This is a genomic window from Pantoea agglomerans (assembly GCF_020149765.1).
GTDB classification, from domain to species: domain Bacteria; phylum Pseudomonadota; class Gammaproteobacteria; order Enterobacterales; family Enterobacteriaceae; genus Pantoea; species Pantoea alvi.
In genome coordinates this window covers 2,776,391-2,797,438 of sequence record NZ_CP083809.1, presented here as the reverse complement: position 1 = coordinate 2,797,438, position 21,048 = coordinate 2,776,391, and the positions used below count along the sequence as shown (strand labels likewise).

The 21,048-nt window shown below is 60.6% G+C and carries 21 protein-coding genes and 1 riboswitch; of the genes, 14 read left to right on the top strand and 7 right to left on the bottom strand.

Annotated features, from left to right (window positions below):
* Positions 1-3 precede the first annotated feature (3 nt).
* Positions 4-726 carry an ABC transporter ATP-binding protein gene (locus tag LB453_RS16115; protein ID WP_103794916.1) on the bottom strand — a complete coding sequence of 241 codons (723 nt, stop codon included), beginning with the start codon at positions 724-726 and terminating at the stop codon, positions 4-6.
* Positions 727-1,615: 889 nt separating this feature from the next.
* Here LB453_RS16115 and uvrB point away from each other — a divergent pair.
* A complete protein-coding gene (uvrB, locus tag LB453_RS16110) occupies positions 1,616-3,637 on the top strand; it encodes an excinuclease ABC subunit UvrB (RefSeq protein WP_224481520.1) in 2,022 nt (673 codons plus the stop codon).
* A 4-nt stretch (positions 3,638-3,641) separates the two neighbouring features.
* Here the strand turns inward: uvrB and LB453_RS16105 are convergent, their stop codons facing one another.
* Positions 3,642-4,547: a uridine diphosphate-N-acetylglucosamine-binding protein YvcK gene (locus LB453_RS16105; RefSeq protein ID WP_103794914.1), complete on the bottom strand. Its 906-nt coding sequence runs from the start codon at positions 4,545-4,547 to the stop codon at positions 3,642-3,644.
* Between the two features lie 179 nt (positions 4,548-4,726).
* A riboswitch (molybdenum cofactor riboswitch) is annotated at positions 4,727-4,861 on the top strand.
* On the opposite strand from LB453_RS16105, the gene moaA reads away from it, so the two are divergent.
* From moaA to moaE, 5 genes are all read left to right on the top strand, one after another.
* Complete coding sequence (gene moaA / locus LB453_RS16100) at positions 4,851-5,837, top strand: GTP 3',8-cyclase MoaA (RefSeq protein ID WP_224481519.1); 987 nt, start codon at positions 4,851-4,853, stop codon at positions 5,835-5,837. It overlaps the preceding riboswitch by 11 nt.
* A gap of 16 nt (positions 5,838-5,853) precedes the next feature.
* Complete coding sequence (moaB, locus tag LB453_RS16095; RefSeq protein WP_103794912.1) at positions 5,854-6,369, top strand: molybdenum cofactor biosynthesis protein B; 516 nt, start codon at positions 5,854-5,856, stop codon at positions 6,367-6,369.
* 3 nt (positions 6,370-6,372) lie between these two features.
* A complete protein-coding gene (moaC, locus tag LB453_RS16090) occupies positions 6,373-6,855 on the top strand; it encodes a cyclic pyranopterin monophosphate synthase MoaC (protein WP_103794911.1) in 483 nt (160 codons plus the stop codon).
* Entirely contained in the window at positions 6,848-7,093 is a 246-nt protein-coding gene (gene moaD, locus LB453_RS16085; protein ID WP_103794910.1) for a molybdopterin synthase sulfur carrier subunit, read from the top strand. Before moaC ends, moaD begins: the two co-directional genes overlap by 8 nt.
* A gap of 1 nt (position 7,094) precedes the next feature.
* Positions 7,095-7,547: a molybdopterin synthase catalytic subunit MoaE gene (gene moaE / locus LB453_RS16080; protein WP_103794909.1), complete on the top strand. Its 453-nt coding sequence runs from the start codon at positions 7,095-7,097 to the stop codon at positions 7,545-7,547.
* On the opposite strand, the gene LB453_RS16075 is transcribed toward moaE, so the two are convergent.
* Positions 7,544-8,329 (bottom strand): OBAP family protein, encoded by a 786-nt coding sequence (locus LB453_RS16075; protein WP_103794908.1) that lies wholly within the window; start codon positions 8,327-8,329, stop codon positions 7,544-7,546. The two genes, moaE and LB453_RS16075, sit on opposite strands and share 4 nt — an antisense overlap.
* 149 nt (positions 8,330-8,478) lie before the next feature.
* Between LB453_RS16075 and LB453_RS16070 the strand changes: the two genes are divergently transcribed.
* Positions 8,479-9,573, top strand: a complete 1,095-nt coding sequence (locus tag LB453_RS16070) for a DUF1615 domain-containing protein (RefSeq protein WP_103794907.1) — start codon at positions 8,479-8,481, stop codon at positions 9,571-9,573.
* A 92-nt stretch (positions 9,574-9,665) separates the two neighbouring features.
* A complete protein-coding gene (locus LB453_RS16065; protein WP_103794906.1) occupies positions 9,666-10,373 on the top strand; it encodes a Bax inhibitor-1 family protein in 708 nt (235 codons plus the stop codon).
* A gap of 51 nt (positions 10,374-10,424) precedes the next feature.
* On the opposite strand, the gene LB453_RS16060 is transcribed toward LB453_RS16065, so the two are convergent.
* The 3 genes from LB453_RS16060 to LB453_RS16050 are packed head-to-tail and all read right to left on the bottom strand — an operon-like array spanning position 10,425 to position 13,395.
* A complete protein-coding gene (locus LB453_RS16060) occupies positions 10,425-11,393 on the bottom strand; it encodes a lysylphosphatidylglycerol synthase domain-containing protein (protein ID WP_103794905.1) in 969 nt (322 codons plus the stop codon).
* A complete protein-coding gene (gene clsB / locus LB453_RS16055; protein ID WP_103794904.1) occupies positions 11,393-12,637 on the bottom strand; it encodes a cardiolipin synthase ClsB in 1,245 nt (414 codons plus the stop codon). The genes LB453_RS16060 and clsB overlap by 1 nt, the downstream gene beginning before the upstream one ends.
* Complete coding sequence (locus LB453_RS16050) at positions 12,634-13,395, bottom strand: endonuclease/exonuclease/phosphatase family protein (protein ID WP_103794903.1); 762 nt, start codon at positions 13,393-13,395, stop codon at positions 12,634-12,636. Before LB453_RS16050 ends, clsB begins: the two co-directional genes overlap by 4 nt.
* A gap of 179 nt (positions 13,396-13,574) precedes the next feature.
* On the opposite strand from LB453_RS16050, the gene LB453_RS16045 reads away from it, so the two are divergent.
* The 4 genes from LB453_RS16045 to LB453_RS16030 all read left to right on the top strand — a co-directional run bounded on the left by LB453_RS16045 (position 13,575) and on the right by LB453_RS16030 (position 17,740).
* Positions 13,575-13,967 (top strand): YbhQ family protein, encoded by a 393-nt coding sequence (locus LB453_RS16045; RefSeq protein WP_103794902.1) that lies wholly within the window; start codon positions 13,575-13,577, stop codon positions 13,965-13,967.
* A 208-nt stretch (positions 13,968-14,175) separates the two neighbouring features.
* Positions 14,176-15,525 (top strand): ATP-dependent RNA helicase RhlE, encoded by a 1,350-nt coding sequence (gene rhlE, locus LB453_RS16040; protein ID WP_103794901.1) that lies wholly within the window; start codon positions 14,176-14,178, stop codon positions 15,523-15,525.
* Positions 15,526-15,529: 4 nt separating this feature from the next.
* On the top strand, positions 15,530-16,480 hold the full coding sequence (gene dusC, locus LB453_RS16035; RefSeq protein ID WP_103794900.1) for a tRNA dihydrouridine(16) synthase DusC: 951 nt from the start codon (positions 15,530-15,532) through the stop codon (positions 16,478-16,480).
* A 72-nt stretch (positions 16,481-16,552) separates the two neighbouring features.
* Positions 16,553-17,740: an MFS transporter gene (locus LB453_RS16030; RefSeq protein WP_103794899.1), complete on the top strand. Its 1,188-nt coding sequence runs from the start codon at positions 16,553-16,555 to the stop codon at positions 17,738-17,740.
* A gap of 17 nt (positions 17,741-17,757) precedes the next feature.
* On the opposite strand, the gene LB453_RS16025 is transcribed toward LB453_RS16030, so the two are convergent.
* A complete protein-coding gene (locus tag LB453_RS16025) occupies positions 17,758-19,362 on the bottom strand; it encodes an inorganic phosphate transporter (RefSeq protein WP_103794898.1) in 1,605 nt (534 codons plus the stop codon).
* Between the two features lie 165 nt (positions 19,363-19,527).
* Between LB453_RS16025 and LB453_RS16020 the strand changes: the two genes are divergently transcribed.
* Together LB453_RS16020 and LB453_RS16015 are read left to right on the top strand one after the other, a co-directional pair.
* On the top strand, positions 19,528-20,553 hold the full coding sequence (locus tag LB453_RS16020) for a transporter (RefSeq protein ID WP_103794897.1): 1,026 nt from the start codon (positions 19,528-19,530) through the stop codon (positions 20,551-20,553).
* Positions 20,554-20,686: 133 nt separating this feature from the next.
* Positions 20,687-21,040, top strand: a complete 354-nt coding sequence (locus LB453_RS16015; RefSeq protein WP_103794896.1) for a metalloregulator ArsR/SmtB family transcription factor — start codon at positions 20,687-20,689, stop codon at positions 21,038-21,040.
* Positions 21,041-21,048: the final 8 nt, after the last annotated feature.

The window sequence follows — 21,048 nt, the reverse complement described above, 5'->3', positions numbered from 1 at the left end:
CGTTCAGCTCACCGTCAGCCACTTGTTGACGGTGAGATCATCCAGCTGCGCCACGCGCCCCTGCGCGACGTTGCGGCCGCGGTGCAGCAGCAGAAAGTAGTCGGCGACGCGGCGGATCAGCGAGACGCGTTGCTCCAGCAGCAGCACGGTCAGGCCGTAATCCAGATTCAGGCGGCGGATCAGATTGCCCATCTCCTCTTCCAGCCAGGGCGACATGCCATCGGTGGGCTCGTCAAGAATCAGCAGTCTGGGACGCAGCACCAGCGCACGCGCCAGCGCCAGCTGCTGCTGCTGGTCAACCGGCAATTCGCCGCTGCGCTGCTGTCGCAGCGAATAGAGCGCCGGAAACAGGTCGAACACCATCTCGGGGATCACGTGCGGTTTTTCGCTCTGACCGCTGCCCGCCAGCAGGGCGATCAGCAGATTATCCTCCACGCTCATCTGCGAGAAGATATGGCGTCCCTGCGGCACATAGCCGATGCCCATGCGCGCGCGCTGCTCGGCCGGCTGTAGCAGCAGATCGCGCGGCGGAAAGCCATCCTCCTGCCAGGTCATCGAGCCGCTGTTAACTGGCAGGCGACCCATAATGCAGTTTACCAGCGTGGTTTTTCCCATGCCCGAACGCCCCAGCACGCCGGTGCAGGTGCCGGGCGGCAGGTCGAGATCCACATCCCACAGAATATGGTTCTGCCCATAAAACTGATTCACCGAACGTAAACTCAGCATCTGACTCTCCTCTTGCAGATTTTGCCTGAATGCTTCCGCTCTTTGACGTCTGGCAAACAAGTCTTCAACGGTGGCGCTATCGCGAATGTCGCCTTGCCTTACTTCCCTCAACTCTCCCGATAAACATTGCAATTACCGGGCCAGAATCGTCCTGAGGCAGTTAAAGCTTCAGCGGGGCACAATTAGCCGGGAAAAGATGAAAAATGCTTAACAATTGCTTCAGGTAATCAGGGTGCTGCACTTTCACGGTGCTGATGCGTTAACGTTTCTGGTGCAACAGGGCTGTGACAAGGCAGCCTGTTGAATTTAGCTGGTCTTAAAGTGGGTCGCGGCTGATTGAAAATTCAGCGCCAGGCTGAAAAAGCATAGCTAACCGCCACGTTTTCGGCGGGAATTTAAGCGGAAAAAATTTTTTTTCACGCGGGCGGCTTAACAACAAAAAATTATGCACAGCCGATGGCGAAAGGGCTGCCTTTAGTTATCCACCATTCCTGTGGATAACCTTGTGCATTAGACAGTGAAAACAGAGCGCAAGCGAGGAAATACGCGGCCTGGTTACATAATGCTGAGAAACTGGGCTTTTGGATTATTTATATATAAAACAGATAGTTAATAAAAAACAAGCCTGAGAATTCTCCGCTGCTTATTACGGCTGAAATTTAATGACGGTCTCTTGACAAATGTTATAAATCCGCTCCGGCTGGGGATAACCTTGCGCAACGGCAAAAATGTTGTCGCACTGTTACAGCGAGAGAGGCGCAGCGCGGCGCCAGCCTGCTAATGTGCCGCGTTACTGGTGATTTATCCAGTATTATTTTCTGGCAAAATCGCCACGGCAGAGTAAAATGACTCGGCTAGCCGCCGCATTCTTCAGCAGGAACCGCATCTCATGAGTAAAGTCTTTAAACTAAATTCCGCCTTTCAGCCCTCCGGCGACCAGCCAGAGGCGATTCGTCGCCTCAAAGAGGGGCTGGAGGATGGTCTTGCCCATCAGACGCTGCTCGGCGTAACCGGCTCCGGCAAGACCTTTACCGTCGCCAACGTTATTGCCGATCTCAACCGGCCGGCGATGGTGCTGGCACCCAACAAAACCCTGGCGGCGCAGCTCTATGGTGAGATGAAAGAGTTCTTCCCCGATAACGCGGTGGAGTTCTTCGTCTCCTACTACGACTACTACCAGCCTGAAGCCTATGTGCCGAGCTCCGACACCTTTATCGAAAAAGACGCCTCGGTAAACGAACATATTGAGCAGATGCGTCTGTCGGCGACTAAGGCGCTGCTGGAGCGTCGCGACGTGATCGTGGTGGCGTCAGTTTCCGCTATTTACGGCCTCGGCGATCCCGATCTCTATCTGAAAATGATGCTGCACCTGACGCGCGGCATGATTATCGATCAGCGCAGCATTCTGCGCCGTCTGGCGGAGCTGCAGTATGCGCGCAACGACCAGGCGTTTCAGCGCGGCACCTTCCGCGTGCGCGGCGAAGTGATCGATATCTTCCCGGCGGAGTCGGAAGATACCGCGCTGCGCGTCGAGCTGTTCGATGAAGAGGTCGAGCGGCTGTCGCTGTTCGATCCGCTTACCGGACAGATTCTCTCCACCGTGCCGCGCTTTACGATCTATCCCAAAACGCACTACGTTACGCCGCGCGAACGTATCCTGCAGGCGATGGAAGATATCAAAGTTGAACTGGCGGATCGCCGTCGGGTGCTGCTGGAGAACAATAAGCTGCTGGAAGAGCAGCGCCTGACGCAGCGCACCCAGTTCGATCTGGAGATGATGAACGAGCTTGGCTACTGCTCGGGCATCGAAAACTACTCGCGCTACCTCTCCGGGCGCGGGCCGGGCCAGCCGCCGCCGACCCTGTTCGACTATCTGCCCGCCGACGGGCTGCTGATCGTCGATGAATCGCACGTTACCATTCCGCAAATCGGCGGCATGTATAAAGGCGACCGCGCGCGTAAAGAGACGTTGGTGGAGTATGGCTTCCGCCTGCCTTCCGCGCTCGATAACCGCCCAATGAAGTTCGAAGAGTTTGAGGCGCTGGCGCCGCAGACTATCTACGTCTCGGCGACGCCGGGCAACTATGAGCTGGAGAAGTCGGGTGGCGAGGTGATCGATCAGGTGGTGCGTCCTACCGGCCTGCTCGATCCGCTGCTGGAGGTGCGTCCGGTGGCGACCCAGGTGGACGATCTGCTGTCGGAGATCCGCAAGCGCGTTACCCTCAACGAGCGCGTGCTGGTGACGACGCTGACCAAGCGTATGGCGGAAGATCTTACCGAATACCTTGAAGAGCACGGCGAGAAGGTGCGCTATCTGCACTCAGATATCGATACCGTCGAGCGTATGGAGATCATCCGCGATCTGCGTCTCGGCGAGTTCGACGTGCTGGTGGGGATCAACCTGCTGCGCGAAGGGCTGGATATGCCGGAAGTGTCGCTGGTGGCGATCCTCGATGCGGACAAAGAGGGCTTCCTGCGTTCAGAACGCTCGCTGATCCAGACCATCGGACGCGCCGCGCGTAACGTTAACGGCAAGGCGATCCTCTACGCCGACAAGATCACCAACTCCATGGCGCGCGCCATTGAAGAGACTGAACGCCGTCGCGAGAAGCAGCAGAAGTACAACGAGGAAAGAGGCATTGTGCCGCAGGGGCTCAACAAGAAGATCACCGATATCCTTGAGCTGGGTCAGAACGTCATCAAGACGCGCGGCAAAGCCAAAGCCAGCAGCCGCGGTGCCGCCGAGGCGGATGCCAGCTATCTGGCGCTGACGCCCCAGGCGCTGCAGAAGAAGATCCACGAGCTGGAGACGCAGATGCAGCAGCATGCGCAAAACCTGGAGTTCGAAGAGGCGGCGAACGTGCGCGACAAGCTGCATCAGCTGCGCGAACTCTTTATCGCCGCCTCGTAGCGGCTTAGCTAAATCGCTGGATGGCGTGTTCCAGCGCCACGCGCAGCAGCTGGCGGTCGTGACGATAGGGGATATCGGCGGCCTCCAGCGGCTCGCGGACGATCAGGCGATCTTCCACGCCGGCGGTATCGGCGGCCGGGCTGACCACCACCGCGTCAATGACCCGCTTGCCGATATATTTCTCCATCATTGCCAGCTTATCCGCCACCGTCAGGCTGGCGGCGGCAGGACTCAGCTCGCGCCCCAGGTTGCCGATAAACACCATGGTGGCGGGCGTACGGCGCAGCGCGCGCGCCATCTCCTCCATCAGCAGGCTCGGCATCAGGCTGGTATAAAAGCTGCCCGGTCCGATCAGAATCAGATCCGCTTCGGCGATCGCCTCCAGCGCTTCGCGCGTCGGCGTGACGTTCGGGTGCAGCATAAGCTCCTGCGGCGGCTGTTGCATGGCGTCAATGTCGGTTTCGCCGTAAACCATATTGCCTTCGCTGTCTAACGCCACCAGGTCGACCGGCTGCTCCGACATCGGGATAAGAAAGGCGTCAACCTTGAGCAGGTTGCGAATAATATTGATCGCCTCCAGCGGCCTGACGCTAAGGTGGTCCAGCGCTTTCAGCATCAGGTTGCCCAGGTTATGCCCGGACAGCTCGCCGTTGCCGGTAAAGCGATACTCAAACATCGCCGAGGCGACGCTCGGCTCGGTGATGAGCTGATTGATGCAGTTGCGCATGTCGCCCCAGGCGATACCGCCTTCTGAACGGCGAATGCGCCCGGTAGAGCCGCCGTTATCGGTGGTGGTGACAATGCCGGTCAGGCGCGAGCCCAGCGGCGACAGGGCGGACATCACGCGTCCCAGCCCGTGTCCGCCGCCCAGCGCCACCACGCGATCGAGGTCTGACAAAGTTCGGTTCATATTTCCTCTTTACACCCGCTGCCGACTAACCGTAACGGCATCTTTTTTAGCGGGCCATATTAACGCTACTGCCGCGAAAATGCGGCGAAAAAACGTTGTATATCAATATATACAGCGAAATTAGTGGATGGCAGAGCAGCCAAATTCGCGCTACCATTTGCCAACCATGTCGTCCATGTGGGCGACATACACTCAAAGCCTGTACGCCTAAGTCAAATGATAGGGGGTGCAGGCCGCAGCCGACGCGCTGCCAGGGTGCAGAAAGAAATGCCTGCATCTCCCGTATTTGGAAAAGGTGTTCTGGTGTCACAATTTACTGATGCATTTGCACGTCGGTTTTATTACCTGCGTCTCTCGGTGACGGATGTCTGTAACTTCCGCTGCACCTACTGCCTGCCCGACGGCTACAAGCCGCAGGGCGTGCGCAACAAAAGCTTTCTTTCACTCGATGAAATTCGACGCGTTACGCGCGCTTTCGCCGCGGCCGGCACCGAAAAGGTGCGTCTGACCGGCGGCGAGCCGTCGTTGCGTCGCGATTTTACCGATATTATCGCCGCCGTGCGGGAAAACCGCGCCATTCGTCAGATCGCCGTTACCACCAACGGCTATCGGCTGGCGCGTGACGTCGCCGCCTGGCGCGATGCCGGGCTGACGGCGCTGAACGTCAGCGTAGACAGTCTCGACGCGCGCCAGTTCCACGCCATTACCGGACAGGATAAGTTCCATCAGGTGATGGCGGGCATCGACGCCGCCTTCGACGCGGGTTTCCAGCAGGTCAAAGTCAACAGCGTGCTGATGCGCGACCTCAACAGCCGCAGTCTGCAAACCTTTCTCGACTGGATCCGCACGCGCCCGATTCAGCTGCGGTTTATCGAGCTGATGGAGACAGGCGAGGGCGGCGCGCTGTTCCGCCAGCAGCACGTCTCTGGCGCGGTGATCCGCGACCAGCTGGTGGCGCAGGGCTGGCAGCGCCGCGAACGCGGCCGCAGCGACGGTCCGGCTCAGGTCTTTTATCACCCTGACTACGTTGGCGAGATCGGCCTGATTATGCCCTATTCGCGTGATTTCTGCGCCAGCTGCAACCGTCTGCGCGTCTCGGCGCACGGCAATCTGCACCTTTGCCTGTTTGGCGACAGCGGCGTGCCGCTGCGCGATCTGCTGGTTTCTGACGCGCAGCAGGGGGAGCTGCAGGCGCGTATCGCGCACAGCCTGGGCGCGAAGAAGCAGACGCACTTCCTGCATCAGGGGAATACCGGCATCACGCAGAACCTTTCCTTTATCGGCGGTTAATCTCAGGAGCGAGCCAATGGGCAAATCTACGGGTGAATTTATTCCGGTCAACCTGGCGGTGCTGACCGTTTCCGATCGACGCGACGCCAGCAGCGACACCTCCGGCGATTATCTGCGCGCTGCCGCGCACGAAGCGGGTCACGTGGTGGTCGATCACGCCATCGTCGCTGAAGATCGCTACCGCATTCGCGCCATCGTGTCGCGCTGGATCGCCAGCCTGGATGTGCAGGTGGTGGTGATCAACGGCGGCACGGGATTTAACGCGAAGAACAATACGCCAGAGGCGATTGAGCCGCTGTTCGATCGCAAAATTGAGGGTTTCGGCGAGCTGTTTCGCATGTTCTCCTGGGAGGATATCGGCGGCTCGACGCTGCAGTCGCGCGCCGTCGCCGGTATGGCTAACGGCACGCTGATTTTCGCCGTGCCGGGCTCCACCAGCGCCTGCGAGAGCGCCTGGGAGCGCATTATCGCCGACCAGATCGACGCCCGCACCGGCCCCTGTAATTTCGTTTCACACCTAAAGAAGCTGTAAGCCATGCAACTGACACATATTAATGCCGCGGGCGAAGCCCATATGGTCGACGTCTCCGCCAAGGCGGAAACGGTGCGCGAGGCGCGCGCGGAGGCGCTGGTGCTGATGGCCGCCGAGACGCTGCAGATGATCGTCGACGGCAGCCACCATAAAGGCGATGTCTTCGCCACGGCGCGCATCGCCGGCATTCAGGCCGCCAAGCGCACCTGGGAGCTGATCCCGCTCTGTCATCCGCTGATGCTGAGCAAAGTTGAAGTTAACCTGGTCGCCGAGCCGGAACATCAGCGCGTGCGCATTACCTCTCTCTGCCGCCTGAGCGGCAAAACCGGCGTCGAAATGGAAGCGCTCACCGCCGCGTCGGTGGCGGCGCTGACCATTTACGACATGTGTAAAGCGGTGCAGAAAGATATCGTTATTGATCAGCTGCGCCTGCTGAGCAAAAGCGGCGGCAAGTCCGGCGATTTCCAGGCGGTGGCCCATGATTAAGGTGCTGTTTTTTGCCCAGGTGCGCGAGCTGGCAGGCACCAGCGCGCTGGAGATGCCCGCCGACTTTCCCGACGTGGCGACGCTGCGCGCTGCGCTGGCGCAAAAAGGCGATCGCTGGGCGCTGGCGCTGGAGCCGGGCAAACTGCTGGCCGCCGTAAATCAGACCCTGGTGCCGATGTCACATCCGCTGAAGGCCGGTGACGAAGTGGCGTTTTTCCCGCCGGTCACGGGAGGTTAGGATGGCAACGCAAATTCGCGTCGGCGCGGCGCCTTTCAGCATGGCTGACGAGTACGCCTGGCTTTCAACCTCCAGTGAAGATGGGGCGGTGGTGACCTTTACCGGCAAGGTGCGCAACCACAATCTGGGCGACAGCGTCGCCGCGCTTACCCTTGAGCACTATCCGGGGATGACGGAAAAAGCGCTGCACGAAATTGTCGAGGAGGCGCGCAGCCGCTGGCCGCTCCAGCGCGTCAGCGTTATCCACCGCATCGGCGAGCTGTTCCCTGGCGATGAGATTGTGTTTGTCGGCGTCACCAGCGCGCACCGCGGCAGCGCCTTCGCCGCCGCGGAATTTATTATGGACTACCTGAAAACCCGCGCCCCTTTCTGGAAGCGTGAAGCCACCGCCCAGGGCGATCGCTGGGTCGACGCCCGCGACAGCGACCATCAGGCCGCGCAGCGCTGGGATTAAGGCTTGCTGAGCTGCTCCGCCGGACCGAAATGGGTCTTGCCGTGAGCGTGTTCGCCGCCGCCGGAGACGCGTTTTAGCTGGATAACCTCGCCGCGCTGCCACGCGTTGGCGCCCGGCACTACCGGCTGGGTGACAATATCGGCGCGCGACGCCCGCAGCTTGCGGCTGTCGATAGCAAAACGTTTGTCGCGATCCGCCAGCAGGCGGTTATCGAGCTGGCCGTCGGCGGTAAAGCCCATCATCAGCGCCGGTATGCCGATCGGCAGGGTTTTATCGCGATCGGTATGCCAGGTGTGCCAGGTTTTACCGTAGGTGTTGGCGATGCGCGCCATCAGCGCGTGGTCCGCCGCCTGCGGCAGGCCCGGCGCAATCAGCGTGCCCGATTTCACCTCATATTCATGGCTGTGCCACAGCTTTTTCTCTTCCGGCGGCAGGCTCTGATAGAGCCGCGCGCTGATAATGTATTCCACCCCCATCAGCCGCGCGTCTTTGGTGTTGCCGTCGTAGATTACCGCCTGCATCACGTCGTCGTTCAGCACCGTCACGTAGTGGTGCGCCTCCATCTGGCCATTCTGGTCGCCGTTATAGAAGTGAAAGCCGTCGAGATAGGTGTTGATCGCCTCAATGGGCGGACGCGACTGCAGCAGGTCTGCGCCGGTGGCGAGCGCTTTCATTTTTGCCGAGGTGGGCGCACCGGGCGAGGCGACCTGAGCGGGCGTATTATTTGCGCCACAGCCGCTGAGCAGCAGGGCAATGGCGGCACCGAGCCAGAGTTTTTGCATAACTATTTCCTTTTACGCGAGAAAACCTCAGCCTGGCTGAGAAACGGCGATACGCAAGCGCGACGGCAGCATGGGAATTTACGCCCTGTCTGATGGTTTGTCCGCGCTTCGGTGCTAAGGTAAGGGTTTGTTTTCCTGCAAGGACAGCTATGTCAGTTTCCGCATCCCTCAAACGTTTCTCACTGCTCGCCGCGCTGGTGCTGGTGGGCTGTAGCAGCAAAAAAACGCCCGAGGCGCCGGTGCGTCAGCCGGCCGACGTCAAGGCGCAAATTCAGCGCCTGCTGCCCGCCCACGTCAGCGATAAGCCCGGCTGGGCTACAGATATCTACACCGCGTTCCGCACCCAGCAGATCGACCCCAGCGTCAGCAATCTGTGCGCCGCCATCGCCGTGTCCGATCAGGAGTCGAACTTCAGCGCCGAGGCGGCGGTGCCCGGCCTGTCGAAAATCGCCTGGGGTGAAATTGAGCGCCGCGCGGCGAAAGTGCATGTGCCGGCCTTCCTGGTGCGCACCGCGCTGCTGATCAAATCCTCTAACGGCGAGAGCTATGCGGCGCGGCTCGACAAAGTGCGCAGCGAAAAAGAGCTGAGCGCCATCTTCGACGACTTTATTGATATGGTGCCGATGGGGCAGACGCTGTTCGGTAACCTGAACCCGATCCACACCGGCGGCCCGATGCAGGTGAGTATCAGCTTTGCTGAAGCCCATGCCAAAGGCTATCCGTGGCCGGTAGACGGGTCGATTCGTCGCGAGGTCTTTACCCGCCACGGCGGCATGTACTTTGGCATTATGCATCTGCTTGGCTATCCGGCGGACTACAGCAAGCCGCTCTACCGCTTCGCCGACTTTAACGCCGGCTGGTACGCCAGCCGCAACGCGGCCTTCCAGGCGGCGGTGGCGCGCGCCACCGGAATGAAGCTGGCGCTGGATGGCGATCTGATCCTTTACGGTTCGGACAAGGCGGGCGCGACGGAGCTGGCGGTGCGCACCCTGGCGAAGCAGATTGATATGAGCGACAGCGCCATTCGCCGCGACCTGGAGAAAGGGGAGCAGGCGAGCTTCAGCGACAGCACGCTCTGGAAGCAGGTTTTCGCGCTGGCGGACAAGATGGCCGGTCGCCCGCTGCCGCGTGAGATGCTGCCGGGCATCAGGCTGGAGAGCCCGAAAATCACCCGCAATCTCACCACGGCCTGGTTCGCGCAGCGCGTCGACAGCCGTTACCAACAGTGTTTATCGCGCCGCTGAAGCGCGCGTTGTGGGTCAGTTAAGCTATGCTGTGCCACAATTAGGCATATCCGTCGGCTTGCCGGCGCCTTTTCACTTACATGAGGTGCATCATGGATCGATATCCACGCAATGATTCTCTGGTGCAGCCCGCGACCAGCGGCCTGCAAACCTATATGGCGCAGGTCTACGGCTGGATGACCTGCGGGTTACTGCTCACCGCCTTTGTCGCCTGGTATGCGGCAGGCAACGAACGCATTATGTTCTTTATCTTTTCCAGCCGTATGACCTTCTTCGGTTTGATTATCGCCCAGCTGGCGGTGGTCTTTGTGCTCTCCGGCATGGTGAATCGCCTGAGCGGCGCGGTTGCTACCGGGCTGTTTATGCTCTATTCCGCCCTGACCGGGCTGACAATGGCCAGCATCTTTATCGCCTATACCTATACCTCTATCGCCAGCACCTTCTTTATCACGGCGGGGATGTTTGGCGCGATGAGCTTTTACGGCTATACCACGAAACGCGATCTCAGCCGCTTCGGCAGCCTGCTGTTTATGGGGCTGATTGGTATTCTGCTGGCGTCGCTGGTGAACTACTGGCTGAAAAGCCCGGCGCTGATGTGGGCAATTACCTATATCGGCGTGGTGCTGTTTGTGGGACTGACCGCCTGGGATACCCAGCAGCTGCGCCAGATTGGCGAGCAGATCGACGTGCGCGACCGCGAGTCGCTGCGCCGCTATTCAATTATGGGCGCGCTGAGGCTCTATCTCGACTTTATCAACCTGTTCCTGATGCTGCTGCGTATCTTCGGCAACCGTCGTTAACCGGTAAAGTGCTCCATCCCGGCCGGGCTGGCGGGATGGAGCAGTGCCGCACTAGGCACTCTTCTGCAGTTTCTGTTCATTCTTCGCGCGCAGATGCTTCGCGCGACTCTCCAGCATCAGATAGAGCACCAGCGCCAGCAGCAGCGGCAGGATGAAATAGAGCACACGATAGGCGAGCAGCGCGGCGATAATGGTGCCGTGCGACGCATGCTGTCCGCTCAGCAGCGCCAGGAACACCGCCTCCAGTACGCCAATCCCGGCCGGAATATGAATAATCACCCCGGCGATACTGCTGATCAGCAGCACGCCGAGCACAACAGGGTAATCCACCTGACGCGCCAGCAGCAGCCAGATAATCGCGCCCATCACCAGCCAGTTAGCGGAAGAGACAGCGAACTGAAACAGCGCCATGCGCAGCGACGGCAGCTGCAGCGTCTGACGCCGGATAGTCCACTTGCGGCGCTTAGAAAAGGCGCAGGCCCAGAGAAAGATCGCCACCACCGCCAGCAGTACGACGCCGATAATGCGCAGCGTCGTCTCGCCGATAAACCAGCCGCCGGGGATCGGCACCATGCCGGCGCTGAACACCACCCCCGCCAGCAGGATATAGCCGAGCCAGTTGGTGGCGATGCTGAGCGAGAAGATGCGCGTGATGGTGGCGCTGTCCAGCCCCAGCCGCGAATAGAGCCGGTAGCGCATCGCCACGCCGCCAACCCAGGTGCTTAGCGTCAGGTTAAAGGCGTAGCAGATAAAGGAGACCAGCATCACCTGCCGCTTCGCCAGCTTGTGGCCGCAGTAGGCGCGGCCGATCAGATCATAACAGCCGTAGGTCAGGTAGCTGACGATCACCAGCGCGACAGCGCTCAGCACCGCGAGGCGGTTATAGTTGACGATGACGTTATAGACATCTTCCCAGTTCACTTTGCGCGCGTAGACCACCAGCAGCACAATCACCGCAATGAAAAAGAGCCAGGTCAGCACCTTCTTCGCCAGCTTCCACTTTGGATGTTTTTCCGCCATCAGGATTTAGCCCCTTCATTGTCTGTTTCGACACGGTCTTGCGTCTCCATCTCCGGCTGAACCGGCGGGTCGACCTGCGCAATCAGCGGCGTGTGCGCGGGAAGCCAGCCTGCGATGGCCGGGAAATGGCGTAAGAAGTGAAACACCACCACGCTTTTGGTCAGCTGCCACCAGTTGCGCGGCGGCAGCCGATCTTCCTGCACGCGCTGGCAATCTTTCGCCAGCAGCTGCTCCAGGTTATCGCGCAGCGTCTGGTTGAAGTCGCGATCGTAGACGATCAGATTGGCTTCAAGGTTAAGCGACAGGCTCAGCGGATCGAGGTTGCTGGAGCCGACGGTCGACCACTGGCGATCCTGCACCGCCACCTTGCCGTGCAGCGGGCGGCGAATATATTCATAGACTTCAACGCCCGCATCGACCAGGTAGTTATAGAGCAGCTCCGCGCCGACTTTAACAATCGGCATATCGGGTTCGCCCTGCACGATTAGCCTGACCCGCACGCCGCGCTGCGCCGCGTTGCGCATCTCGCGCAGCAGACGATAGCCGGGGAAAAAGTAGGCGTTGGCGATAATCACATCCTCTTTCGCGGTGCGCAGCATATCGAGGTAGTGCTTTTCAATATCGTCGCGGTGGTCGTCGTTGTCGCGATAGACGAACAGCACCTGGGCGTTGCCGGGGGTGGCGTTAACCGCCGGACGATGGGAGCGGCCGCCCCACCAGCGGCGCGTTACCGCTTCGCTGCCCATCGCCTCACGCACGTAGCGGGTGATATCGTCAACGATGGGGCCTTTGACCTCGACGGCGTAGTCCTGCTTCGCCTCCGGGCCGTAGCTGGTGTTGTGCTCGGCGGAGAAGTTAATGCCGCCAACAAAGGCAATAACCTCATCCACCACCACGATTTTCCGGTGCAGGCGGCGGAAGACGTTGGTGCGCATCCCCATCACCAGCGGACGCGGATCGTAATAGATAAAGCGCACGCCCTCAGCCGTCAGGCTGTTAACAAATTTGTCGGAGAGATCCGGCGAGCCGTAGCCGTCCACCATCACCTCTATCTTTACGCCGCGCTGCGCGGCAGTCAGCAGCTCGCGGTGCAGCGCGTTGCCGACCTCATCCTCAAACAGGATAAAGGTCTCCAGCATCACGCTGCGCTCGGCGCGCTGAATCGCGCCGAATACGCGCGGGAAAAATTCTTCGCCGTTTTCCAGCAGGCGCAGACTGTTGCCTTCTCGCCATTCAAAATTCATAGGTGGATCTCCACGGCGAGCGGGGCGTGATCGGACAGGTGCGACCAGGGCTTACGCGGCAGCGCCCAGGGTTGGCTGACGGTGGCGTTGCGTACGTAAATACGATCGAGCCGCAGCAGCGGAAAGCGCGCAGGGAAGGTGCGCGCCGGGCGACCGTGTTTCATGCTGAAAACCTCTTTTAATCCTGCGCCATGCTTCAGAATGTGATTGGCGCGCAGCTGCCAGTCGTTGAAATCACCCGCCACTACCAGCGGCGCGTCGTGCGGCAGCGAGGCCACCATGTCGCACATCATCTTCATCTGGGCGTGGCGGTGCGCCTCTTTCAGGCCCAGATGCACGCAAATAACGTGTAGCGTGCCGTGCGGCTCCGGCAGGCTGATTTTGCAGTGCAACATGCCGCGGTTTTCACTTCCTGCAACAGAAATATCGCGATTTTCATACTCCTGAATGGGAAACCGTGACAAAATCGCGTTCCCGTGGTGCCCTTCTGGATAGACGGCGTTGCGGCCATAGGCGAAATCGTTCCACATGGTGTCAGCCAGAAACTCGTAGTGCGGCGTCCCCGGCCAGTTCTCGTGATGCAGAGGGTGGACGGCATGGGTGCCCATCACCTCCTGCAAAAAGACGATATCTGCTGAGGTGGCGCGTACCGCTTCGCGCAGTTCCGGCAGGATGAAGCGACGGTTAAAGGTGGTAAATCCTTTGTGGGTATTGATCGTCAGGACTTTAAAGGAAAATCCTTGCTTAGTTTGTGGCATACTCTCGACGCACTCCTTTTCATCAGCAACAAAAGTAAAGTGTAGTCTTTGTCACAAACGGGTGCGGATAAGGATGGAAATTTAGGGCGTTATCCGAAAATTGCTTTACATTGAGGAAACCGTTACCGGCCTGTGCCGGTTGCACTTGGGCGATCTGTTGGGTCTGCCAGGAGAAAAGAATGAAATGGTCTAATCGTGTTCAAATCATCACCGGACAAACCTGCGTGCATATTGCTATGCATGCGCTGGTGATCGCCGCGCTGATCTGGGGCTGGAAACACAAAGCTCTGATCGAAGTGTGCAGCACGCTGGTAGCCGCCTATGCCGTGGTGTTTATCGCCATGCTGGTCCTGCAGCGTAGTGTTCGTTTGCGTAGCATCGGTGATTATCTTGAAGAAGCGACCACCACCTACTATTTTGGCGCGGCGATGATGACGCTGTTTATCGTCTCGCGCTACATACACAACGCCCTGCTGATTGGCATGCTGGGCGTGGTGATGCTGGTAGGGCCGGCGCTGGTCTCGCTGCTGGCGAAGGAGCCGGCAGGGCGCATCCAGAAGAAGCGTAGCTAACCTTCTGGGTTCGCTATCCGGGGGCTGCCGCAAGGCGGCCCCTGTTATTTTCGCCTTTCTCGCACCCCGCGACGAAAGCTGCTACACTGCCTGGCTTACGCATCGTAGTTTGTGCCCTTTTCACACGTTAGCCCTCGGCTGGCGTCACTTTCCCCCCTGAAAACTACACCGTGAATCGCGGTCAGGGCGGACCGGAGTAAAACACTTAATGTCTTTTGACTCTCTCGGCCTGAGCGCCGATATTTTGCGTGCGGTCGCTGAACAGGGCTACCGTGAACCTACGCCTATCCAGCGCCAGGCGATCCCTGTGGTGCTGTCCGGGCGCGATCTGCTGGCCAGCGCGCAGACCGGTACCGGCAAAACCGCCGGCTTTACGCTGCCGCTGCTGCAAAAACTCTCAACGACGGCTGCATCGGGCCGCGGCCGCCGTCCGGTACGCGCCCTGATCCTGACGCCGACGCGCGAGCTGGCCGCCCAGATCGGCGAAAACGTGCGCGACTACAGCAAATATCTTGAACTGCGTTCGCTGGTGGTATTCGGCGGCGTCAGCATTAACCCGCAGATGATGAAACTGCGCGGCGGCGTCGACATTCTGGTCGCCACGCCGGGCCGCCTGCTCGACCTGGAGCACCAGAACGCGGTCGATCTGTCGCAGATCGAAGTGCTGGTGCTGGACGAAGCGGATCGCATGCTGGACATGGGCTTTATCCACGATATCCGTCGCGTGCTGGCCAAACTGCCGGCGAAGCGTCAGAACCTGCTCTTCTCCGCAACCTTCTCCGACGACATCAAAACGCTGGCGGAAAAACTGCTGCATAACCCGGAGCAGGTCGAAGTGGCGCGCCGCAATACCGCCTCTGAGCAGGTATCGCAGCTGGTGCATTTCGTCGACAAAAAGCGCAAGCGGGAGCTGCTCTCGCAGCTGATCGGCGAAGGTAACTGGCAGCAGGTGCTGGTCTTTACCCGCACCAAGCACGGCGCCAACCACCTGGCAGAACAGCTGAATAAAGACGGCATCACCGCCGCGGCGATCCACGGCAATAAAAGCCAGGGCGCCCGTACCCGCGCGCTGGCCGACTTTAAAACCGGTGCCATCCGCGTGCTGGTGGCGACCGATATCGCCGCGCGCGGTCTCGATATCGAAGAGCTGCCGCACGTGGTGAACTATGAGCTGCCGAACGTGGCGGAAGATTATGTACACCGCATCGGCCGTACCGGCCGCGCCGCCGCAACCGGCGCCGCGCTCTCGTTAGTCTGCGTGGATGAGCACAAGCTGCTGCGCGATATCGAGCGACTGCTGAAGCGCGAGATCCCGCGCATGGCGGTACCGGGCTACGAGCCGGATCCGAGCATCAAGGCGGAGCCGATTCAGAACGGTCGCGGCCAGCAACAGCAGCCGCGCGGTCGCGGTCGTGGACAGGGCGGCGCGCCGTCATCTTCACGTCCGCAGGGCGACAAACGTGCGCCGCAGCCGCGCCGTCAGAGCCAGTCGGAGCAGGGCGCTAAGCCTGCGCGTCCGTCGCGTCGTCCGGCTGCGAAGAAAACCGGAACCGCGTAACGCCATGCGGGTGTTGCTTGCCCCGATGGAGGGCGTACTGGATTCGCTGGTGCGCGAGCTGCTGAGCGAGGTCAACGATTATGACCTCTGCGTCACCGAGTTTTTGCGCGTGGTGGATCAGCTGCTGCCGGTAAAATCGTTTTACCGGCTCTGTCCCGAGCTGCGCAACAGCAGCCGCACGCCTTCGGGCACGCGGGTGCGTTTGCAGCTGCTCGGTCAGCATCCTGAGTGGCTGGCGGAAAACGCGGCGCGCGCCGCCGAGCTGGGATCCTGGGGCGTCGATCTCAACTGCGGCTGCCCCTCGAAGCTGGTAAACGGCAGCGGCGGCGGCGCCACGCTGCTGAAAGATCCCGAGCTGATCTATCGCGGCGCGAAAGCGATGCGCGAGGCGGTGCCGTCGCATCTGCCGGTCACGGTAAAAGTGCGGCTCGGCTGGGATTCCGGCGAGCGGCGCTTTGAAATCGCCGACGCGGTGCAGCAGGCGGGCGCCAGCGAACTGGTGGTACATGGCCGCACCAAAGAGGATGGCTACCGCGCTGAGGCGATCAACTGGCAGGCGATTGGCGAGATCCGCCAGCGGCTGCGCATCCCGGTAGTGGCGAACGGCGAGATCTGGGACTGGCAGAGCGCGCAGGCGTGTCTGAAAGCGACCGGCTGCGATGCGGTAATGATCGGTCGCGGCGCGCTCAACGTGCCGAACCTCAGTCGTGTCGTGAAGTACAACGAGGCGCCGATGGCCTGGCCAGAGGTGGTGGCGCTGCTGCAGAAGTACACGCGGCTGGAGAAGCAGGGCGATACCGGCCTCTACCACGTCGCGCGCATTAAGCAGTGGCTCGGCTACCTGCGCAAAGCCTATCCGCAGGCCGACGGTCTGTTTACCGATATTCGCGCGCTGAAACACTCCTCCGCTATCGCCGAGGCGATCGACCAGCAGGCCGTTGCTCTGGCCCTGTGACAAAAATTCAGGCGACCCATTAGCAGGCTAAGCGTATAGTGAAAGCCATTTTTCACAACAAGCCAGCCTGCTATGTCTGATGTCGCGGTACTGACTAACGGTCAACTCAACAAACGCATTCTCTCTGTTCTGATCTTCACCTTCTTCTGCTATCTCTCTGTCGGGCTGCCGCTGGCGGTGCTGCCGGGATTCGTGCATAACCAGCTCGGCTTCAGCTCGTTTATGGCGGGGCTGATCATCAGCCTGCAATATTTCGCCACGCTGCTGAGCCGTCCGCAGTCGGGCCGGCTGGCGGATCGCCTGGGGCCAAAGCGGGTAGTTATGCTCGGCACGCTGCTCTGCGGTATGAGCGGCGTGATGACCATTATCGCCGCGCTGTGCCGCGACTGGCCGTCGATCAGCCTGCTGCTGCTGGCCGTCGGACGCCTGTTCCTCGGCGTCGGCGAAAGCTTCAGCAGCACCGGCTCCACGCTGTGGGGCATGAACATCGTTGGGCCGCTGCAGACCGCACGCGTCATCTCCTGGAACGGCGTCGCCACCTACCTGGCGATGGCGATTGGCGCGCCGCTCGGGGTGATGCTGAACCAGGGGCTGGGCATCAGCGGCTTTGCGGGTCTGGTGGCGCTGATGGGCGTCGTGGGTTACCTGCTGGCGAGCCGCAAACCGGCGGTCGAGGTGAGCCAGGGGCAGCGCATTCCGTTTCATCGCGTCTTTTCGCGCGTCTGGCTGTTTGGCCTGGCGCTCGGCTTCGGCACCATCGGCTTCGGCGTTATCTCGACCTTTATTACCCTCTATTTCGCCAGCCGCGACTGGAGCGGCGCCGCCTTCGCGCTGTCGCTGTTTAGCCTCGGCTTTGTGCTGTTTCGCCTGCTCTTCAGCCGTGCCATTACGCGTTTCGGCGGGCTGCGCGTCGCTATCGTCTCCTTGCTGCTGGAGTGCGCCGGGCTGCTGATTATCTGGCAGGCAGAGAGCAGCCTGCTGGTGGATTTCGGCGCGCTGCTGACCGGCTGCGGCTTTTCGCTGATTTTCCCCGCGCTGGGCGTGGAGGCGGTAAAGCAGGTAGAGCGGCAGGATCAGGGCTCGGCGCTCGGGGTCTACTCGGCGTTTCTCGATCTGGGACTCGGCCTGACCGGCCCGGTGGCGGGATTGCTGATTGGCTACTGGGGCATGCAGTCGGTCTATCTGGCGGCGGCGATAATGGTGCTGGGCGCCTTCGCCATTACGCTGCGCCTGATGCAGCGCTATAGCGGCGCGGCGTAACGCCGCGCCGTCAGCCATCAGAACTGCGAGAAAAGGGCGTAGAGCCCGGCAGCCAGCAGAACAGAGACCGGCAGCGTCAGGATCCACGCCATCGCCAGATTGCGCAGCGTGGCGAGCTGCAGGCCGGAGCGGTTGGCCGCCATGCTGCCCGCCACGCCGGACGAGAGCACATGGGTGGTGGAAACCGGCAGGCCAAAACTGTCCGCCGCGCCGATGGTCGCCATCGCCACCAGCTCAGCGCTGGCACCCTGCGCGTAGTTGAGATGGGTTTTGCCGATGCGCTCACCCACGGTAACCACGATGCGACGCCAGCCCACCATGGTGCCGAGGCCCAGCGCAATCGCCACCACCACCTTCACCCACATCGGAATAAAGCGCGTGGCGCTGTCCAGCTCCTGCTTAATCGCCGTCAGATTGCGCTGCGTCTCTTCCGGCATCGCGACTTTACTGGCCTGAATATGCTTGATCGACTCCGAGGTCAGGTACATCTGGTTACGGGTGTTTGACACCGCCTGCGCCGGAATATTCTCCATTGAGCCGTAGCGGCGGATCTGCTCGCTGATATCGCCCAGTGTCAGCGCCAGCGCGGGCAGCACGTTGGGGTTCATCTGACCGGTGCGCACGTAGTCGGTAAGCACGTCGCGCGAGACCGGCGGACGGGCGCTGGCGGGCTGTAGCTGCAGCAGCTGGTTTTCCGTTACCTGCGCCAGCGCCGCCACGCGCGGGATCTGATCCGGCGGCAGCGAGCGGTTCAGCGCATAGGCGATCGGCATGGTGCCCACCAGAATCAGCATAATCAGCCCCATGCCTTTCTGGCCGTCGTTGGAGCCGTGCGCGAAGGAGACGCCGGTACAGGTCAGGATCAGCAGGCCGCGGATCCAGGCTGGCGGCGGCTCGTTGCTCTGCGGCGCTTCATACAGCTCGCGGTTGCGGATAAAGGCCTTCATCGCCAGCAGCAGCAGCGCGGCGCAGATAAAGCCCACCAGCGGCGAGAGGATCAGCGAATAACCGATCTTAATCGCCTGATCCCAGTCCACGCCGCTCATGCCGCTGCGGCCGTGCAGCAGCGCATTGGCGACGCCGACGCCGATAATCGAACCGATCAGCGTATGGGAAGAGGAGGAGGGCAGGCCGAGATACCAGGTGCCCAGGTTCCAGATAATGGCGGAGAAGAGCAGCGCATAGACCATGGCGAAGCCGCCGCCGCTGCTCGCCTGTAAAATCAGCTCTACCGGCAGCAGCGAGATAATACCGAACGCCACCACGCCGCTGGAGAGCAGTACGCCGAGAAAGTTGCACAGGCCTGACCAGACCACCGCGACGCCGGGCGTCAGCGAGTGGGTATAGATCACCGTCGCCACTGCGTTAGCGGTGTCGTGGAAGCCGTTGACAAACTCAAACCCCAGCGCGATCACCAGCGCCAGGCCCAGCAAAAAGAAGGGAACGTAGCTGGTGATCGGCGTGTCGGTCTCCTGCACGTCGCTAAAGAGATTAAACCCGGCAAAGGAGAGTCCGGCGACCAGCAGAATCACAAACAGCGGTTTTGAAAAGCGGTTGCGCTTGCCAGTGAGATTAGGACGTCCGGCAACCGATGGGGATGACGACAGGCTGTTTTCGCTCATAAACACCTCGGTGGAGAGTGGCGGGTGCGCCCTGATCGCACCCATTACTGGCAGGGATACGCGCTTTATATGACAGAACAATGATGTTGCCGGGCCGCTGTCATTATTCTGTCATCATTCTGCATCAGGCTGTGGATCTGGTCCGCCCTGACATCTACTCCATCCATGGTTGCTGAGCTACTGCTTGCCCCTGATAAATCCAGTTTCGACGACGAGGTCGCCGGCTTAATTTACGGCTACCTGATCTCCCCAGACGCGCCGCCGCGCCGCCTCAACGCGCGCGAGGCGGTGCAGGCAGGCGAGCGGCCGCGCCGCGACGGCGAGTTTCTCTGGCTGCATATCAATCTCAATCACGCCCGCGCCCAGCACTGGGTTCAGAGCCATTTTCAGGTTGATGAAGATTTCTTTGAAGAGATCCACTCCGCCTCGTCGCGCACCCGGCTGGCGGAGCAGGGGGAAGCGCTGATGGCGATCCTTAATGACGTCACCTTTAGCCAGGAAGAGCACAGCGCGCAGAACGCCACGCTCTGGATCTGGTGTCGGCGCCAGCTGCTGGTCAGCGCGCGCTATCGTCAGGTGGCGATGATTGAACGTATGCATCAGCGCCTGCAGTCGTGCGCCTTTCGCAACGCCGAAGAGATGCTGCTCAGCCTGCTGGGCGAGCAGGAGCGCCAGCTGGAGCAGGTGGTGCGGCGCAGCAGCCTTGCGGTGGACGCGATTGAGGAGCGGCTGCTTAGCCCGGCCATCAAGGCGAACCGCAGCGAGCTGGGGCAGCTGCGCCGCATGCTGCTGCGCATTCAGCGTCTGCTGGCGCCGGAGCCGGCCGCGCTGTTTCGCCTGCTGAATCGTCCGCCTGCGTGGCTGAATCGCGATACGCTGCGCGAACTGCGCGCCTTTACCGAGGAGTTCAGCGTGGTGCTTAACGACCTCGCCAGCCTGATGGAGCGCATCCGGCTGCTGCAGGAGGAGATCGCCGCGCGCCTGATGGAGCAGAGCAACCGCACGCTGTTTCTGTTAACCGTCATTACCGTGCTGGCGCTGCCGATCAATATCGTGGCTGGCTTCTTCGGCATGAACGTCGGCGGCATCCCGCTGGCGGGTAATCCGCACGGCTTTTTGATTCTGGTGCTGGTGGTGCTGGCGTTTACCTTTGTCGCGGGCTGGCTGGCGCTGAGAAGGCCGGGGAAGTGAGGGGAGGCGAAGGGCAAAGCCGGCCTGGAAAAGAGAAAATCCTGGCTGGTCAAATATATGTTTTTTCGAATGTGTAGTTGATCGTCAATCCGCACGCAGCGATACTACTCCTGTTTCAGCGACAGGAGTCGTCATGCTTCAGCTTAATCCTCTTCAGCTCTTCAAAACGTTATCTGACGAAACCCGACTCAGCGTGGTGCTGCTGCTGCGCGAAAAAGGGGAGCTTTGCGTCTGTGAGCTTACCTCTATTCTCAAGGCAGCTCAGCCAAAAATTTCCCGCCACCTGGCGCTGCTCAGAGAGAGCGGTCTGCTTATCGACAGGCGCGATGGCAAATGGATCTATTACCGGCTGTCGCCGCATATGCCTGCCTGGGCGGCAGCGGTCATTGAACAGGCTTACCTGTGCCAGCGGGATCGCATTCTGCATCTCAGCCAGCAGGCTGAGCGGGAAAACGCGACCACTAACGGCAAGCCTGTCTGCATTTAAAAATTTAA

What these genes read in the sequence shown, in the direction of transcription:
- LB453_RS16115 (WP_103794916.1), bottom strand. Translation starts at nt 726, where the DNA reads ATGCTGAGTTTACGTTCGGTGAATCAGTTTTATGGGCAGAACCATATT.
- uvrB (WP_224481520.1), top strand. Translation starts at nt 1,616, where the DNA reads ATGAGTAAAGTCTTTAAACTAAATTCCGCCTTTCAGCCCTCCGGCGAC.
- LB453_RS16105 (WP_103794914.1), bottom strand. Translation starts at nt 4,547, where the DNA reads ATGAACCGAACTTTGTCAGACCTCGATCGCGTGGTGGCGCTGGGCGGC.
- moaB (WP_103794912.1), top strand. Translation starts at nt 5,854, where the DNA reads ATGGGCAAATCTACGGGTGAATTTATTCCGGTCAACCTGGCGGTGCTG.
- moaC (WP_103794911.1), top strand. Translation starts at nt 6,373, where the DNA reads ATGCAACTGACACATATTAATGCCGCGGGCGAAGCCCATATGGTCGAC.
- moaD (WP_103794910.1), top strand. Translation starts at nt 6,848, where the DNA reads ATGATTAAGGTGCTGTTTTTTGCCCAGGTGCGCGAGCTGGCAGGCACC.
- moaE (WP_103794909.1), top strand. Translation starts at nt 7,095, where the DNA reads ATGGCAACGCAAATTCGCGTCGGCGCGGCGCCTTTCAGCATGGCTGAC.
- LB453_RS16075 (WP_103794908.1), bottom strand. Translation starts at nt 8,329, where the DNA reads ATGCAAAAACTCTGGCTCGGTGCCGCCATTGCCCTGCTGCTCAGCGGC.
- LB453_RS16070 (WP_103794907.1), top strand. Translation starts at nt 8,479, where the DNA reads ATGTCAGTTTCCGCATCCCTCAAACGTTTCTCACTGCTCGCCGCGCTG.
- LB453_RS16065 (WP_103794906.1), top strand. Translation starts at nt 9,666, where the DNA reads ATGGATCGATATCCACGCAATGATTCTCTGGTGCAGCCCGCGACCAGC.
- LB453_RS16060 (WP_103794905.1), bottom strand. Translation starts at nt 11,393, where the DNA reads ATGGCGGAAAAACATCCAAAGTGGAAGCTGGCGAAGAAGGTGCTGACC.
- clsB (WP_103794904.1), bottom strand. Translation starts at nt 12,637, where the DNA reads ATGAATTTTGAATGGCGAGAAGGCAACAGTCTGCGCCTGCTGGAAAAC.
- LB453_RS16050 (WP_103794903.1), bottom strand. Translation starts at nt 13,395, where the DNA reads ATGCCACAAACTAAGCAAGGATTTTCCTTTAAAGTCCTGACGATCAAT.
- LB453_RS16045 (WP_103794902.1), top strand. Translation starts at nt 13,575, where the DNA reads ATGAAATGGTCTAATCGTGTTCAAATCATCACCGGACAAACCTGCGTG.
- rhlE (WP_103794901.1), top strand. Translation starts at nt 14,176, where the DNA reads ATGTCTTTTGACTCTCTCGGCCTGAGCGCCGATATTTTGCGTGCGGTC.
- dusC (WP_103794900.1), top strand. Translation starts at nt 15,530, where the DNA reads ATGCGGGTGTTGCTTGCCCCGATGGAGGGCGTACTGGATTCGCTGGTG.
- LB453_RS16030 (WP_103794899.1), top strand. Translation starts at nt 16,553, where the DNA reads ATGTCTGATGTCGCGGTACTGACTAACGGTCAACTCAACAAACGCATT.
- LB453_RS16025 (WP_103794898.1), bottom strand. Translation starts at nt 19,362, where the DNA reads ATGAGCGAAAACAGCCTGTCGTCATCCCCATCGGTTGCCGGACGTCCT.
- LB453_RS16020 (WP_103794897.1), top strand. Translation starts at nt 19,528, where the DNA reads ATGGTTGCTGAGCTACTGCTTGCCCCTGATAAATCCAGTTTCGACGAC.
- LB453_RS16015 (WP_103794896.1), top strand. Translation starts at nt 20,687, where the DNA reads ATGCTTCAGCTTAATCCTCTTCAGCTCTTCAAAACGTTATCTGACGAA.